Below are 15,575 nucleotides of genomic sequence, written 5' to 3' on the forward strand. Positions count from 1 at the left end.
ATTCGACGCCGGGCGTCAGCGGAACTCGTTCATGTGCGCGAGCTTCAGGAACCGGTAATACACCGTCTGCGCGTTGAAGAGCGCGATCATGAAGCCCGTGCGGCCGTCGAGAAAACCGCGCCGCAGTACATACGTCCGCACGAACGCCCATGCCCCGCGCGCCAGCGCAACGCCGAAGCTGCCGCGTTTGCCGGCGGCGTGGCGCTGCTCGGCGCCGGCGGTCGAATAGGCGTCGAGCTTGCGCAACACCGCTTCGAAATCTTCGTAGGAGTAGTGCATCAGCCGGCCGGACAGGCGCACCACGGGCTTGCTCGTCGAGAGCACGAGCCGTTCGTGGACCAGGTCCGGCGAAAAGCGCGCGGTGCCGCGCCGGAACAGGCGCGGGATCCAGTCCGGATACCAGCCGCTGTGCTTCACCCACACGCCGCAGAAGCTCGACAGCCGGTCCACCGCGTAGACATCCGCCTGCGGATCCGTGATGGCGGCGCGGACCGCGACGGCGAGTTCGGGCGTCACGATCTCGTCGGCGTCGATGGACAGCACCCAGTCTGTGGAAAGGGCGTCGAGCGCGCGGTTCTTCTGCGGGCCGAAGCCGGGCCAGTCGCGCGCGACGATCACGCGCGCCCGATGCGCCTCGGCAATGCCCACGGTGGCGTCGCTGCTGCCGCCGTCCACGACGACGATTTCATCGGCGAAGGAGACGGCCTGCAGGCACTGCGCGAGCCGGGCGGCGGCATTGTGCGTGATGATGGCGATGCCGAGCGTCGGAGGGTTCATGGGGCTATAAAGGGGCGGCGCGCGCCGGGAGAAGCGGTTGAGCGGACCCGCGCGATTATCCGCGCAAGTGCCACTTCAGGAAAAAGAAAGGCGAGAACAGCCACGGACAGGTCGCGTAGACAAACATCCTGACGCGAAAGCCGAAGCTGACCTCCGTGGCCCGCGCAAGCAGCGCCAGCTTGCTGCCGACCGAACCGGTGCCGAACATCGCACTCACGTAGGACTCGCGCGCGGACTTGGTCGCGAGCAGAGTGCGCATCTGGGCGCCGACGCCCACCTTGTCGGCATCGCTCAGCAGCTGACGGGTCTCGCCCGAGCCGTTCAGGTTCGCCAGCCGGATGCGCGCGACGAAATCCGCCGGCGTCCGGAAGCGCCGCTTGCTGGAGAGGCCGCCGCGCCGGTACAGCACGAGCGGCTCGTGCAGCGTGTGCGCGCCCTGGCTCATGATGGCGCGGAACGCCATGATCTGATCCTCGCCGTAGATGCCGGGCGCGATCGGACCGAACGCGTCGAACAGCCGCCGCGCCCAGGCGTGCGCCGCGCCGACCAGATGCGGCCGCTTGCCCGACCACGCCTCGAAGCTGCGATAGCCGTCGAGGTCGGTGACGCGCAGCACGTCGTGGGTCTGGCCTGCGGCGTCGAGGTCCTGCAGGTCGGTGGCGATCAGGTCGTAGCGCCGGCCGCTGTCGAGCCACACGCGCATCACGCGCTCGACCCGTTCGGGCCGCGAGATGTCGTCGCCGGCCGCGATGAACAGCATCTCGCCCGCGGCGCGCGCGGCCAGCGCGCTCAGATGCGCGCTGATGCCGAGATTCTTCTCGTTGCGATACAGCCGCACGACGTGCGGACCGCGATAATCGCGCACGCATTGCTCGGCGGCGGCGAAGGTGGCGTCGCTGGAGGCGTCGTCGGAGATGAGGATTTCGAGCGGCGACCAGGTCTGCGCGAGGGCGCCGCGGATCGCATCGGCGACGGTATTCTGCTGATTGAAGGTGATGAGCAGGAAACTTGCGAGCGGCGCGCCCGGAGTGTCTTGAGGTGTCGCTGGCATTTCAGTTTCACAACGCGTGGATGGCTGGAGCGCCTTGCCGGCTATGGCTTCAAAGTTCCTCGAGCAGCTTCTGAGCGAAGAGCGTGCCAGGCGCCAGCGGCTATAATAACGCGGGTTTTTGGGATGCGCGACCGCCGCCGGCCGGTCCACCCCTGTCAGGTTCACGATTTGGAAAAAAATCTTCGTTACGTCATTGCCAGCATGGTGTTGCTGGCGCCCGCGAGCACGCTCGTCGTACGGGGTGGAACCGGTTATTGCTTTTTCGTGCTGCTTGCCATCGCGCTCTTCGCAGGCTTCAGCCGCGCCTTCCGGCTCAAGGGCAGCCTGCTCGTCAGGGCCTATCCCTGGTACACCGTGGCCATGCTGGGCTTCATGGTCTACCTGCCGCTGCAGCAGGCGACGGACGGCTACTTCCTGCCGCGCGAATTCGACGGCATGTCGCGCTTCACGCTGAGCCTGCCCATCTTTCTCCTGCTCGTGAACCTGCCCATCCGGCATCTGAAGGCGTTCGGCTGGGGCTGCGCGCTCGGTGCGATCGGCGCGGGCGCGTGGGCCGTGGACAGCAGCATCCACATGACGGTCAACGACATCAACCGGCTCGGCAACACCTTCACCAATCCGATTCCCTACGGCAACACCGCGCTGCTGCTCGGCTTCCTTTCGGCGATGACGATCCGCTGGGACGACTATCCGAATGCGCTCGCCCGGCGTCTGGGTATCGCGGTGAAGCTGCTGGGGCTGGCGGGCGGCGTCTACGCGTCCTATCTGTCGGGCACGCGCGGCGGCTGGCTGGCGATTCCGCTGTTTCTCGCGCTGTGCTCGCTGAATTTCGGCTGGGTGAAGCACGCAAAGCACTGGCTCGTTGCGCTGCTGGTCGTGGTGCTGGCGATGGCCGCGCTGTTCGCGTCGCCGCTGGGCCGCGAGCGCGTCCTGGCCACGCAGTCCGATGTCACGCAACTGGCGGAAGGCTCGACCGCCTACAGTTCGATCGGCGCGCGTCTGTTGCTGTGGCGCGCGTCGATTCACCTGTTCGAAGCGCATCCGCTGACGGGCGTCGGCAAGGGGCATTTGGAGTCGTCGTTGCGCGATCTGGCGAAGCAGGGCGAAGTGCCGGCCTATATCGTCAACCAGCGGGCTCACAGCGAATTCTTCTCGACCATCGCGGAACTGGGCGCGCTGGGCGTCGTGTGCCTGGGTTTGCTGTATGCCGGGCCGCTGGTGTACTTCGTGCGCTACAGGAGATCGCCGCACCGCGATGTATCGACGGCCGCTTACTGCGGAATGGCCGTGTCGGGGTCGGTTATCATCTTCGGTTTGAGCATCGACGTGTTCACGGTGGTGATGAGCACCGCACTCATCGCGCTCATCTGGGCCGTGCTGCTCGCGGTCATCACGCACGATACGCGCGAGCCGCGGGGGAAACCGGGACGCGGTCCCATCGGTTGAGCGGGTTGAGCGGCATCCGGCCGGCCATCGCTCACAGCCACCTACACCAGACACCAACACGCGCCGCGCGGCAGGACAAGTCAGCCGCCGGGCGAAGTGGAGATACGCTCTTGAACAAGCAAGCAAGTTTGCGCAAGCCGATCGGCGGCACGGAAAGTTCGTCGCCGGCGGCAGTCATGAAACGGCTATGGCCGTATATCCGCCCGCTGATGGGCATGGTGCTGCTGGGCCTGCTGACGATGGGCATCGTCGCGGCGAGCGAGGCCGGCATCCCGATGCTGCTCAAGCCGCTGCTCGATCACGGCTTCGGTTCGAAGGGCAGCGACCACGCGAAATGGCTCGTGCCGGCTGCCGTGATCGGCCTCGCGCTCGTGCGCGGCTCGGCGCAGTATGCGTCGGGCTACTTCCTCTCCTATGTGACGAACAAGATCCTGCTGCAGCTGCGGCTCGAAATGTTCAACCGCATGATCCACACCAGCGCAGGCTTCTTTCAGCGCGAGACGGCGAGCACGATCATCAACGCCGTCGTCTTCGAGGTGAACCAGATCCTGAGCGTGCTGTCGAGCGTCGTCGTGACCCTGGTGCGCGATTCGCTGACGGTCGTGTTCCTGCTCGGCTATCTGTTCATCCTGAACTGGCGCCTGACGCTGATCGTCGCGGTGATTCTGCCGGCCATCGGCTGGCTCGTCAGCAAGATCAACCGGCGTCTGCGCCGCCTGAATCGCGAGCATCAGACGCTCACCAACGAACTCTCGTATATCGTCGAGGAGACGGTCGGCGGCTACAAGGTCGTTAAGGTGCATAACGGCGAGCCGTATGAGATCGGCCGCTTCACCGAGATGAGCCATCGTCTGCGCGGCTATGCCATGCGCATGCAGGTGTCCGGCGGACTCGCGCAGCCGCTGACGCAGTTCCTCGCGTCCATTGCCCTCGCCATTGTCATCACCATCGCGGTGGTGCAGTCGGCGAGCGACCAGACGACGGTGGGCGGCTTCGTGGCCTTCGTCACGTCGATGCTGCTCGTGATCTCGCCGCTCAAGCATCTGATCGACATCAATCAGCCGTTGCAGCGCGGCATGACCGCGGCGGAGCTGATTTTCGGGCTGATCGACGAGCCGGCCGAACCCGCGGGCGGCGGCAAGCCGCTCGAGCGCGCGCGCGGCGAAGTGGAGTTTCGCGACGTGACCTTCGCGTATGGCTCGGCGGACCGGCCAACGCTCGACCGCGTGTCGTTCAAGGTCGCGCCGGGCGAGATGGTGGCGCTGGCGGGTCCGTCGGGCAGCGGCAAGACGACGCTCGTGAACCTGTTGCCGCGCTTCTTCGATCCGCGCGGCGGACAGGTGCTCGTCGACGGCGTGCCGCTCTCCGAATACAAGCTGCACGACCTGCGCGGCCAGCTCGCGATGGTCAGCCAGGATGTCGTGCTCTTCAACGACACGATCGCGGCGAACGTCGCGTACGGACAGACGCCGGATCGCGACCGGGTGATGTCGGCGCTGACGGCGGCCAATCTCGCGGACGTGGTCAATGCGTTGCCGGACGGAATCGATACCTTGATCGGCGGCAATGGCATGCGCTTGTCGGGTGGACAGCGTCAGCGTCTGGCGATTGCGCGCGCCATCTACAAGGACGCGCCGATCCTGATTCTCGACGAGGCGACGTCGGCGCTGGATTCGGAATCGGAGCGGCATGTGCAGTCGGCGCTCGAGACGCTGATGAAGGGGCGCACGACGCTGGTGATCGCGCATCGGCTGTCGACCATCGAGCGTGCGGACCGCATTCTCGTGATGGAGGCGGGGCGCATTGCCGAGCAGGGCAGTCATGCCGAATTGCTGCGCAAGGATGGCTTGTATGCGCACCTGCACCGGATCCAGTATCAGCAGCAGGCGGCTTGATTGGGGGTGGGATGAGCGTGGAAATTTGCTGCGTAGAAACATAAGAAATATCGCGTTCACACGCGACGCGGCAAACGGGATGATGACGGCTTTTGCACGAGTCGGATCAATCCTATGGCTTATTACCGGTTCCCTCAGTATCTCGATCAGAGCGACCACGCGGCATTCGGGGCGGTCTACGAACCTGGACACGCGACGCCGTTTTCCGGCATCTATCGATGCGAAACGTGCGGTCACAATGCCGTGTCCACCGAAGGGCATCCGCTGCCGCCGCAGAATCATCATCAGCATCCGAGCTGGGAGGAGATTCGCTGGCGGTTGATCGTGGCGGCGCATTGAGCAGCGGTCGCGTTGAAGACCGGACCTGGGGTTGGGAGCTGGCGACGAACGCTGAAGCGTTGGTGACGCATCTGGGCGGCTATTCGTCTTTCCATGATTCTGCAGTGCGTTCGTTGTGCATGAGACGGCTGCGCAAGACTTCCACCGGGCTGGATGGTCAGGATTTAACGCACGGGCTCATGCGGACCATGGTGGACGTGCGGCTGGAAGTGCTTCACAACTGCTATGGGCCGCCGCCTACCAACGGGCGCGTGGATCGAATGGTCGTGATCGATTGTCTCGATGTGCGGCAATCGGAGATCGATGTCGACGCCATGCTCGAAGAAGCGACGATCATGGAGATGACGTTGTCGCGCGTGGACGGGTTGATCAAGCTTGATCTGCTGCCGAATGTCGGGCTCGATGTGAGATTGACATGCGTTCAGGTTGTCATTAGCGACATGCCGCCTTATGTCCGCTCCTCTGTTTGGAAGGCCGACTAGTGATGCGTCGCGCCTGAGGCGCCATCCCAGGTGCTTACCGCCGCTTCTCGTAGTGATTCCCCGTGCGCGAGTTCTTGTACTGGCCGCCCTTGTGCGACGAACCATGGCCGCCGGCGTAGCGACCGCCGCGCGCTTCAGCAATGACAGGAACGATCAGGGATGCGCTGATCAGCGCGGTGATGATTGTCTTCATGGAGTCTCCTTTGTTTGAGAGCTTCACATCAACACAATGTCATATTGTTCCTGCGACAAATTACTCTCCACCTGCAACGACACCGGCTTGCCGATGAAATCCATCAGCATCGCCAGATGCTGCGATTCTTCTTCGAGAAACAGGTCGATGACCTGCTGCGAAGCCACCACCCGAAACTCTCTCGGATTGAACTGCCGCGACTCGCGCATGATCTCGCGCAGCACGTCGTAACACACCGTGCGCGGCGTCTTGACCTGTCCCTTGCCCTGACACACTGGACACGGCTCGCACAGCACATGCGCGAGCGATTCGCGCGTGCGCTTGCGTGTCATTTCCACCAGCCCGAGCTGCGAGAACCCATTGACCGTCACCCGCGTGCGATCGCGCGACAAGGCCTTCTTCAGCTCGCCCAGCACCTGATCCCGATGCTCGACATTCTCCATGTCGATGAAGTCGATGATGATGATCCCGCCGAGATTTCTCAACCGCAGTTGCCGCGCGATGGTATGCGCGGCTTCGAGATTGGTCTTGAAAATGGTGTCGTCGAAATTGCGCGCGCCGACATAACCGCCCGTGTTGACGTCGATGGTCGTCATCGCCTCGGTCTGGTCGATCATCAGATAGCCGCCCGACTTCAGGTCCACGCGCCGCGACAACGCACGCTGGATCTCCGCCTCGATGTTGTACAGATCGAAGAGCGGCCGCTCGCCCGTGTAGTGATGCAGGCGCGACGCCACCGCCGGCGTGAACTCGGCCGCGAAGTCCGCGAGCATCTGATAGGTTTCGCGTGAATCGACCTGGATACGCGTGGTTTCGTCGTTGACGAAATCGCGCAGCACGCGCTGGGACAGATTCAGATCCTGATACAGCAGCGTGGTGGGCGGCACGCGCTGCGCCTGCGCGACGATGGTCGCCCAGGTCTTGCGCAGATAGGCGACGTCGGCGGCCAGTTCCTCGCTCGTCGCATCCTCGGCGATGGTCCGCACGATATAGCCGCCTTTCTCGTCGGCGGGCAACACGGCCGTGAGACGCGCGCGCACGGCCTCGCGCTCCGCTTCGCTCTCGATCTTCTGCGAGATGCCGATATGCGGCTCCTGCGGCAGATAAACCAGCGTGCGTCCCGCGATGCTCACCTGCGTGGAGAGGCGCGCGCCCTTGGTGCCGATCGGGTCTTTCACGACCTGCACCATCAGCGACTGGCCTTCGAAGACGATCTTCTCGATCGGCACATGCGGCGTGGACGCATGCGATTCGCCCGCGATGCGCGGATGCCAGATATCGGCGACATGAAGAAACGCGGCGCGTTCGAGGCCGATGTCGATGAATGCCGACTGCATGCCCGGCAGCACGCGCACGACGCGTCCCAGATAGACGTTGCCGACGCGCCCGCGCGACAGCGTGCGCTCGACGTGAAGTTCCTGAACCGCACCTTGCTGAACCAGTGCGACGCGGCATTCCTGCGGTGTGACGTTGATCAGGATTTCTTCGTTCATGGCCTGTTTAGAATTCGACGCGCGCCACGCGCAAGAGTGCTGCGGTTTCGAAAAGGGGCAGACCCATGATACCCGAATAGGACCCGTCGATTCGCTCGATGAACTCCGCCGCGCGGCCCTGGATGCCGTAGGCGCCGGCCTTGCCGAGCGGCTCGCCGGTGGCGGCGTAGCGTTGCAGCGCAGCACGGTCGGCGGCGGCGAACCGCACCGTCGAGCGCGACAGCGCCGGCGCGAGCAGCGTGCCGTGCGCATCGACGACCGCGAGCGCCGTCAGCACTTCATGCTCGCGCCCGGCCAGACGTTCGAGCATCGCCACGGCGTCTTCCTCGTGCAGCGGCTTGCCGAGGATGAGGCCATCGATGGTCACGGTCGTATCGGCGACCAGTATCGGCGCTTCATGATGACCGCCCGCGAGCAGGCGTGCACGCGCCGCTTGCGCCTTCAGCGTACACACGCGCACGACATAGGCGGCGGCGTCTTCGCCGGGCAGTTCGGCTTCGAGCGCTTCGGCGTCTTCATCGGGGCGGGGCAGCAACAATTCGCAGCGCACGCCGAGCTGGGCAAGCAGCTCCTTGCGACGCGGGCTTTGGGAGGCGAGATAAACGAAGGGATAAGTGGTGGGCATCGTCGGGTTGGATCAGAGTGCGCGCGCGAGCTTGCGCGGCCTTCGAGATTCAACCGCCGGTCCGCCTCACGCGCGATGATAAGGATGATTCTGCGTGATGCTCCACGCGCGGTAAAGCTGTTCGGCGAGCAGCACGCGCACCATGCCGTGCGGCAGGGTCAGGCTCGACACGCGCAACAGCAGTTCGGCGCGCGACTTCACGGCGGGATCGAGCCCGTCCGCGCCGCCGATCACGAACGCGACATCGCGGCCCTCCTGCTGCCAGCCGGGCAGGGCGTTCGCCAGTTGCATCGTGGTCCAGTCGCGGCCGCGCTCGTCGAGCGCGACGATCCGCGCATTCTTCGGCAACGCGGCTTCGATTCGCTGCTTCTCCGCTGCCATCACGCTCTCGGCGTTGCGTCCCGACGAGCGCTGCTCCGGCTTGATTTCCCTGAGCTCGATGCGCAGTTCGGGCGGCATGCGCTTCGCATACTCGTCGAAGCCCTTCGTGATCCAGTCGGGCATCTTGTGTCCGACGGCCAGGATGACGAGCTTCATGAAACAGCGAGGCTCAGGACGCGCGCTTGCGGGCGACGCGCTTGACGGCCGGCTTCGCGTCTTCTTCGTCCTCGTCTTCGTCGTCAGCGGTGACGTTCGCGCCGCCGAACATGTTCGGCTTCTGGAGCTTCACGCGCACCGGCTTGTCGCCCCAGACTTCCTCGAGGTTGTAGTACTGGCGCAGCGCCGGTTGCAGGATGTGCACGACCGCGTCGCCGCAGTCCACCAGCACCCATTCGCCGACCTCTTCGCCTTCCGTGCTGACGATGTCGCCGCCCGCTTCCTTGACCTTCTCGCGCACGCTGTTGGCAAGCGCCTTGGTCTGCCGGTTCGACGTGCCGCTTGCGACGACCACACGGTCGAACAGCGAAGTCAGGTGAGTGGTGTTGAAGACCTTGATGTCCTGCGCCTTGACGTCTTCCAGACCGTCGATGATCGCGCGTTGCAGCTTCTGAATTTCCATGATTGGGGTTTACCGTGTCCGGTACAGGTGATGTTGAACAATATAGTCCCATACTGACTCAGGGACTTCGGCGCGGGCGCGGTCATGTTGTTCCGCTGACGGGTCCGGCGCCTGTGCGTCGCGCATCGTGCGGGCTGCTTCGCGAATGGCCGTGGCGGACACGTCGAGCAGCAGGCTTTCGTCGATGAGCATGTGACCGTGCGTGCTCGCCTGCAATGTTTCGGGCGAGGCGCGGCGCAGTTCGAGCTCCGCGGCGACTTCGGCGGGCAGGGTGGCCACGTCGAAGCCGGCGCGCGTTTCCACGCACACGTGCGCATGCTCGAACAGCTCGCGCCACCGATGCCACGAGTTCAGCTTGACCAGCTGATCCGCGCCCATCAGCAGAGAGATCGACGCCTCGGGGCCTTCGCGTTCCCGCCAGCGCGCCAGGGTATCGACGGTATAGGTGTCGCCCTGGCGATCGATCTCGTCGGTCGCGACGGTCACGGTCGCGCCGGGTATCGACAGCGAACGGGCCGCCGCGCGCGTCATGGCCAGTCTGTGCTCAGGCGCCGACACGCCTTCCTTCTGCCACGGCTGACCCGCCGGCAACAGCACGAGTTCGGTCAGCCGCAGCACCTCGGCGAAGCGCCGCGCCAGCGCCAGATGCCCGTTGTGGATGGGATCGAAAGTGCCGCCGAGCAGTCCGATACGCTTCGCGCACGGCGTGCCATGGCTCATGGCCGGGGTTACAGCCATTCTCGCCGCACCAGGAAGTCATTCACGAGCCTGGCCTCGGGCGTGCCCGGTTCCGCGTTCCAGTCGTAGCGCCAATGTGCCTCGGGCGGCATCGACAGCAGGATCGACTCGGTGCGGCCGCCGCTCTGCAGGCCGAAGTGCGTGCCGCGGTCGAAGACGAGATTGAATTCGACATAGCGGCCGCGCCGGTACGCCTGGAACTCGCGCTCGCGTTCGGTATAGGGCGTATCGCGGCGGCGCTCGATGATCGGCAGATAGGCGTTCAGGAACGCGTCGCCGACGCTGCGCATCATCGCGAAGGAAGCCTCGAAACCGGGTTCGGAGAAATCGTCGAAGAAGATCCCGCCGATGCCGCGCTGTTCGTTGCGATGCTTGAGATAGAAGTACTCGTCGCACCAGGTCTTGAAGCGCGGATACAGCTGCGCGCCGAACGGATCGAGCGCGTCGCGGCAGGTCTGGTGAAAATGCCGCGCGTCGTCCTCGTAGCCGTAGACCGGCGTCAGATCCATGCCGCCGCCGAACCAGAAGATGGGCGCTTCGCCGGCCTTCAGCGCCGTCAGCATGCGCACGTTCATGTGCACGGTCGGGCAGTGCGGATTGCGCGGATGCATGACCAGCGAGACGCCCAGTGCCTCGAAGCCGCGTCCGGCCAGTTGCGGGCGCGCGGCGCTCGCGGAGGGCGGCAGCGCGTCGCCTTGCACGTCCGAGAAGCCGATGCCGCCGCGCTCGAAGAATCCGCCGCCTTCCAGGATGCGGGTCACGCCGCCGCCGCGCAGATGCGCGCCGGGTTCGCGGGTCCAGGCATCGGTGCCGAAGGGCGTGCCGTCGAACGCGCCGAGCGCGTCGGCGATGCGCGTCTGCAAGCCCGTCAGGTAGGCGCGCACGGCCGCGATGTCGCAGGCTGTGCCGGATTCGCCGTGGGTCTGTGCGGTGCGGTTCGTTTCACTCATCGATTGCCGGATTACGCCGCTTCGGCGGCCATGAAAGGACGGGGCTCACCCTCCGTCGCGCATCTCTCAAAAGCACGCTGCCGGACGCGAGGTCCGGCAGCGTGCGTACTCGTGCGGCACGGGCCGCGCCAGGCCGGTATCAGCCGTGCTTTTCCGGCTTGTCGTGCTTGCGGTTCAGCGCGCGATAGCCGATGTCCCGACGGTACTGCATGCCGTCGAAGGAAATCTGGTTGACTGTATCGTAGACCACGGATTGCGCGCCGCGCACGGAATCCGCCAGTCCGACCACGCACAGCACGCGTCCGCCGGAGGTGGTCAGCTTGCCGTCGGCGAGCGTCGTGCCCGCATGGAAAGTCACGGATTGCTCGCTTTCCGCCGGAATGCCGTTGATGCGGTCGCCCTTGCGCGGCGTCTCAGGATAGTTGTGCGCCGCCAGCACCACGCCCAGCGCCGTGCGCCGGTCCCAGTCGAGTTCCACGGCGTCGAGCTTGCCGTCGATCGCCATTTCCACGACCTTCGAAAAGTCGCCCTTGAGGCGCGCCATGATCGGCTGCGTCTCGGGGTCGCCCATGCGGCAGTTGAATTCGAGCGTCTTCGGGTTGCCGTTGGCGTCGATCATCAGGCCCGCGTACAGGAAGCCTGTGAAGCGGATGCCTTCGCTTTCCATGCCGCGCACCGTCGGCTGGATGATCTCGCGCATCACGCGCGCGTGCAGCTGCGGCGTGACGATCGGCGCGGGCGAGTAGGCGCCCATGCCGCCCGTGTTGGGGCCGCGGTCGCCGTCGAGCAGGCGCTTGTGGTCCTGGCTGGAGGCGAGCGGCAGCACGTGCTTGCCATCCACCATCACGATGAAACTGGCTTCCTCGCCAGCCAGGAATTCCTCGATCACGACGCGCGCGCCGGCATCGCCCAGCTTGTTGTCGGCGAGCATGGAATCGACGGCGCCGTGCGCTTCTTCCAGCGTCATCGCCACGACGACGCCCTTGCCGGCGGCGAGGCCGTCGGCCTTGATGACGATCGGCGCCCCTTTCGTATCAATGTAGGCGTGGGCCGCGGCGGCGTCGGAGAAGGTTTCGTACTCGGCGGTGGGGATGCTGTGGCGCTTCATGAACGCCTTGGCGAAGTCCTTCGAGCTTTCGAGCTGCGCGGCTTCCTTGCTCGGCCCGAAGATCTTCAGTCCGCGCGAGCGGAACAGGTTGACGATGCCCGCCGCGAGCGGCTGCTCCGGACCGACGAGCGTGAACGCGACATGTTCGCGCTCGACGAAATCGGCGAGTTCCGCCGGGTCCGTGATGTCGATGTTGCGCAGACGCTCGTCCTGCGCGGTGCCGCCGTTGCCCGGCGCCACATAGACGATCTGCACGCGCGGCGATTGCGCAAGCTTCCATGCGAGTGCATGTTCGCGACCGCCGGAACCGACGACGAGTAACTTCATGTGAATCCCCGAAATCCTGACTAAAAGCGTAAAAACGAGCGGTAAAGACGTGCAAAAAGCAGCTTGAGAGATAGCGGCGGATGCGACGGGCTTCGTCATCAGACGGCGCGCATCCCGTGGCGAAGGCGGCTCGCGCGGACTACGGCAGCGTCACGCGCCTTCCTCGGGGCGATGCCGCGCCGCATGCATCCGGCGGCGCTGCTCCGGCCATCATGCCGAAGCGAAAGGCGTTCCATGCACGGCGGGCAAGGGCGCATTCACCTTGCCCCGCAGCAATCCGAAGCTCAGTCCTCGTTGATCGCCGCGTTGGTATGGACTTCCTGCACGTCGTCGAGGTTTTCGAGCGCGTCGAGCAGTTTCTGCATTTTCACCGCGTCGTCGCCGCTGAACTCGACTTCGGTCTGCGGTTTCATCGTCACTTCGGCGAGCTCCGCCTTGAAGCCGGCGGCTTCGAGCGCGTCCTTCACCTTCTGGAAATCGTTCGGCGGGCAGATGACCTCGATGCTGCCGTCTTCGTTCGTGACCACGTCGTCGGCGCCGGCTTCGAGCGCGGCGTCCATCAGCGTGTCTTCCGGCGTGCCGGGCGCGAACAGGAACTGGCCGACGTGATCGAACATGAACGACACCGAGCCGTCCGTGCCCATGTTGCCGCCGAATTTCGAGAACGCATGGCGCACTTCCGCGACGGTGCGCGTGCGGTTGTCCGTCATCGTGTCGACGATGATCGCCGCGCCGCCGATGCCATAGCCTTCGTAACGGATTTCTTCGTAGTTGGCGCCGTCCACGCCGCCGACGCCGCGCTGGATGGCGCGGTTGATGTTGTCCTTCGGCATGTTGGCGTCGTAGGCCTTGTCGATGGCCAGACGCAGGCGCGGGTTCGAATCGACCTCGCCGCCGCCCATGCGCGCCGCAACCTGGATTTCCTTGATGAGGCGTGTCCAGACCTTGCCTTTCTTTGCATCGGCCGCGGCTTTCTTATGCTTGATGTTGGCCCATTTCGAATGACCCGCCATTACCTTTCTCCATCGCGCGCGGGCTTGGCTCCGGCGCCTAGTGTGCTGTCGTGCTGAATGTGTGGTTCCGTGCCGTTGGCCGGTGCGTTCCGGTATGGGCGTGTGACGGAATGGCGCGTGGACCGCCGAGGCGTTGTCCGGTGCTGCCGACCCGATCGGGAACAGACCGAAATTTTAGCATGGAGGCACCCGTCCCCAGTACCCATGCGCGCGAACCAAACCCGGAAAGCGGACCGAAACTGCACCAAATCCCGGCGATACGCGATGAAAAAACGCAAATTCGTTCGGATACGCAAACCGCCGCGCGGAAGGCGCGCGGCGGTTTGCGGGATCAGACGCGATCTGGGGAAAACTCAGTTCTTCGTGCCGAACAGGCGATCCCCGGCGTCACCCAGGCCGGGGACGATGTACGCGTGGTCGTTCAGATGCGAATCGAGCGAGGCGACGTACAGCTTGACATCCGGATGCGCGTCCTGGAACACCTGCACGCCTTCGGGCGCCGCGACCAGCGCGACGAACACAATGTTCTCGCTCTGCACCTTGCGGCGCTTCATCACGTCGACGGCGTGAACCGCCGAATAGCCGGTGGCGACCATCGGATCGCACAGGATGAAGACGCGCTCCTCCAGATCCGGCGGCAGGCGCACGAGGTATTCGACCGGGCGGTGATCGTCCGCGCGATACACGCCGATATGGCCGACGCGCGCCGACGGCACCAGGTCCAGCAAGCCGTCCGACATGCCGATGCCCGCCCGCAGCACGGGCACGATGGCGAGTTTCTTGCCGGCGATCACCGGCGCGTCGATCTCGACGAGCGGCGTGGCCACGCGCTTGGTCGTCAGCGGCAGGTTGCGGGTGATTTCATAGCCCATCAGCAGCGTGATTTCCCGCAGCAGTTCGCGGAAGGTGCGCGTGGACGTGTCCTTGTCGCGCATGTGCGTGAGCTTGTGCTGGATCAGCGGGTGATCGAGGATGAAGAGATTGGGAAAGCGGCTGTCTTGTGTCATGGGTCTCGCGCGTGCTGCGCGTCCTGCTCGTGTGATGGGCTGCCGGGTTGCGCCCGGGCGCAACGGCGGGTCCGGCGCGATGTCGAAGCGTTGTGACGTCGGGTGCGCCTCGCGCGGACAGTGGCGACAGTTTACCGAAAAGGCCGCCCGAGCCTAAGAAGAATCGCGCGCCGTCGAATGGCTGCGCCGAAGCAGGCGCCGACGTTGCCGCCCCGATTCTTCTAGAATTGCGCGATGGATGAACCCGGGCGGCGAGGGCGGGACGCAGTCGGCGTCCGCCTCGTCTGCCGAACGATCACGGAGAACAGCACGATGGACATGGGAATCGCAGGGCGTACGGCGCTCGTGTGCGCGGCGAGCAAGGGACTGGGACGCGGCTGCGCGGAAGCGCTCGCCGCCGAGGGCGTCAACCTGGTGATCACCGCGCGCACCGCGGAGACGCTCGAAGCGACGGCCGCGCACATTCGCGCGCAATACGGCGTGGACGTGAAGACGGTCGCGGGCGACATCACGACGCCCGCCGGCCACGCCGCCGCGCTCGCCGCCTGCCCCGCGCCGGACATCCTGGTGAACAACGCGGGCGGACCGCCGCCGGGCGACTTCCGCACCTTCACGCACGAGATGTGGATCAAGGCGCTGGAAGGCAACATGCTGACGCCGATCGAACTGATGAAGGCAACCATCGACGGGATGATCGAGCGCGGCTTCGGGCGCATCGTGAACATCACGAGTTCCTCGGTGAAGGCGCCGATCGATGTGCTCGGTCTGTCGAACGGCGCGCGTTCGGGGCTGACCGGCTTCGTTGCCGGGGTGGCGCGCAAGGTCGCCGCGACGGGCGTCACCATCAACAACCTGCTGCCGGGCACGTTCGACACGGATCGCATCGGCGTGACGATGGAAGCGCAGGCCAAGGCGCAGAACGTCTCCATCGACGACATCCGCGCGCGCCGCGCCGAGAGTTTGCCGGCCGGACGCTTCGGCACGCCGGAGGAATTCGGCCGCGCCTGTGCGTTCCTGTGCAGCGTGCATGCGGGCTACATCACCGGACAGAACCTGCTGATCGACGGCGGCGCGTATCCGGGCACTTACTGAAACATCAGCAACACCATAACGACAACGACAGGAGGATGG

17 protein-coding genes are annotated in these 15,575 nt (G+C 65.1%); 5 read left to right on the forward strand and 12 right to left on the reverse strand.

Annotated features, from left to right (window positions below; translation table 11 throughout):
• Positions 1-15 precede the first annotated feature (15 nt).
• Positions 16-777, reverse strand: coding sequence for a glycosyltransferase family 2 protein (locus QCE83_RS04340; protein WP_309807827.1), 762 nt, complete (start codon positions 775-777; stop codon positions 16-18).
• A 55-nt stretch (positions 778-832) separates the two neighbouring features.
• On the reverse strand, positions 833-1,828 hold the full coding sequence (locus QCE83_RS04345; protein WP_309807828.1) for a glycosyltransferase: 996 nt from the start codon (positions 1,826-1,828) through the stop codon (positions 833-835).
• A gap of 168 nt (positions 1,829-1,996) precedes the next feature.
• Here QCE83_RS04345 and QCE83_RS04350 point away from each other — a divergent pair, with 168 nt between their 5' ends.
• From QCE83_RS04350 to QCE83_RS04365, 4 genes are all read left to right on the forward strand, one after another.
• A complete protein-coding gene (locus tag QCE83_RS04350) occupies positions 1,997-3,274 on the forward strand; it encodes an O-antigen ligase family protein (RefSeq protein ID WP_309807829.1) in 1,278 nt (425 codons plus the stop codon).
• A 176-nt stretch (positions 3,275-3,450) separates the two neighbouring features.
• A complete protein-coding gene (msbA, locus tag QCE83_RS04355; protein ID WP_404984722.1) occupies positions 3,451-5,169 on the forward strand; it encodes a lipid A export permease/ATP-binding protein MsbA in 1,719 nt (572 codons plus the stop codon).
• Positions 5,170-5,283: 114 nt separating this feature from the next.
• Positions 5,284-5,508 (forward strand): hypothetical protein, encoded by a 225-nt coding sequence (locus tag QCE83_RS04360; protein WP_309807831.1) that lies wholly within the window; start codon positions 5,284-5,286, stop codon positions 5,506-5,508.
• Positions 5,505-5,990, forward strand: coding sequence for a hypothetical protein (locus QCE83_RS04365; RefSeq protein WP_309807832.1), 486 nt, complete (start codon positions 5,505-5,507; stop codon positions 5,988-5,990). Before QCE83_RS04360 ends, QCE83_RS04365 begins: the two co-directional genes overlap by 4 nt.
• Positions 5,991-6,024: 34 nt before the next feature.
• Here QCE83_RS04365 and QCE83_RS04370 read toward each other — a convergent pair whose 3' ends face one another.
• The 10 genes from QCE83_RS04370 to upp form a co-directional block, all read right to left on the reverse strand.
• Positions 6,025-6,183, reverse strand: coding sequence for a hypothetical protein (locus QCE83_RS04370; protein WP_309807834.1), 159 nt, complete (start codon positions 6,181-6,183; stop codon positions 6,025-6,027).
• A gap of 23 nt (positions 6,184-6,206) precedes the next feature.
• Positions 6,207-7,676: a ribonuclease G gene (gene rng / locus QCE83_RS04375; protein ID WP_309807836.1), complete on the reverse strand. Its 1,470-nt coding sequence runs from the start codon at positions 7,674-7,676 to the stop codon at positions 6,207-6,209.
• A 7-nt stretch (positions 7,677-7,683) separates the two neighbouring features.
• A complete protein-coding gene (locus QCE83_RS04380; protein WP_309807837.1) occupies positions 7,684-8,301 on the reverse strand; it encodes a Maf family protein in 618 nt (205 codons plus the stop codon).
• A 66-nt stretch (positions 8,302-8,367) separates the two neighbouring features.
• Positions 8,368-8,838 (reverse strand): 23S rRNA (pseudouridine(1915)-N(3))-methyltransferase RlmH, encoded by a 471-nt coding sequence (gene rlmH, locus QCE83_RS04385; RefSeq protein WP_309807838.1) that lies wholly within the window; start codon positions 8,836-8,838, stop codon positions 8,368-8,370.
• A 13-nt stretch (positions 8,839-8,851) separates the two neighbouring features.
• Positions 8,852-9,301, reverse strand: a complete 450-nt coding sequence (rsfS, locus tag QCE83_RS04390; protein ID WP_309807839.1) for a ribosome silencing factor — start codon at positions 9,299-9,301, stop codon at positions 8,852-8,854.
• A 9-nt stretch (positions 9,302-9,310) separates the two neighbouring features.
• Entirely contained in the window at positions 9,311-10,039 is a 729-nt protein-coding gene (locus tag QCE83_RS04395; RefSeq protein WP_309807840.1) for a nicotinate-nucleotide adenylyltransferase, read from the reverse strand.
• Complete coding sequence (gene hemF, locus QCE83_RS04400) at positions 10,030-10,989, reverse strand: oxygen-dependent coproporphyrinogen oxidase (RefSeq protein WP_309807841.1); 960 nt, start codon at positions 10,987-10,989, stop codon at positions 10,030-10,032. Before hemF ends, QCE83_RS04395 begins: the two co-directional genes overlap by 10 nt.
• Before the next feature lie 139 nt (positions 10,990-11,128).
• The gene (gene purD, locus QCE83_RS04405; protein ID WP_309807842.1) at positions 11,129-12,424 is read right to left on the reverse strand and encodes a phosphoribosylamine--glycine ligase; all 1,296 of its coding nucleotides are present in this window, start codon (positions 12,422-12,424) and stop codon (positions 11,129-11,131) included.
• Positions 12,425-12,708: 284 nt separating this feature from the next.
• Complete coding sequence (locus QCE83_RS04410; protein WP_309807843.1) at positions 12,709-13,437, reverse strand: YebC/PmpR family DNA-binding transcriptional regulator; 729 nt, start codon at positions 13,435-13,437, stop codon at positions 12,709-12,711.
• Between the two features lie 353 nt (positions 13,438-13,790).
• Complete coding sequence (gene upp, locus QCE83_RS04415; protein ID WP_309807844.1) at positions 13,791-14,444, reverse strand: uracil phosphoribosyltransferase; 654 nt, start codon at positions 14,442-14,444, stop codon at positions 13,791-13,793.
• Positions 14,445-14,756: 312 nt separating this feature from the next.
• Between upp and QCE83_RS04420 the strand changes: the two genes are divergently transcribed.
• Positions 14,757-15,536 (forward strand): SDR family oxidoreductase, encoded by a 780-nt coding sequence (locus tag QCE83_RS04420; protein WP_309807845.1) that lies wholly within the window; start codon positions 14,757-14,759, stop codon positions 15,534-15,536.
• Positions 15,537-15,575 lie beyond the last annotated feature (39 nt).

The organism is Caballeronia sp. LZ034LL (genome assembly GCF_031451215.1).
Taxonomy (GTDB): Bacteria; Pseudomonadota; Gammaproteobacteria; order Burkholderiales; family Burkholderiaceae; genus Caballeronia.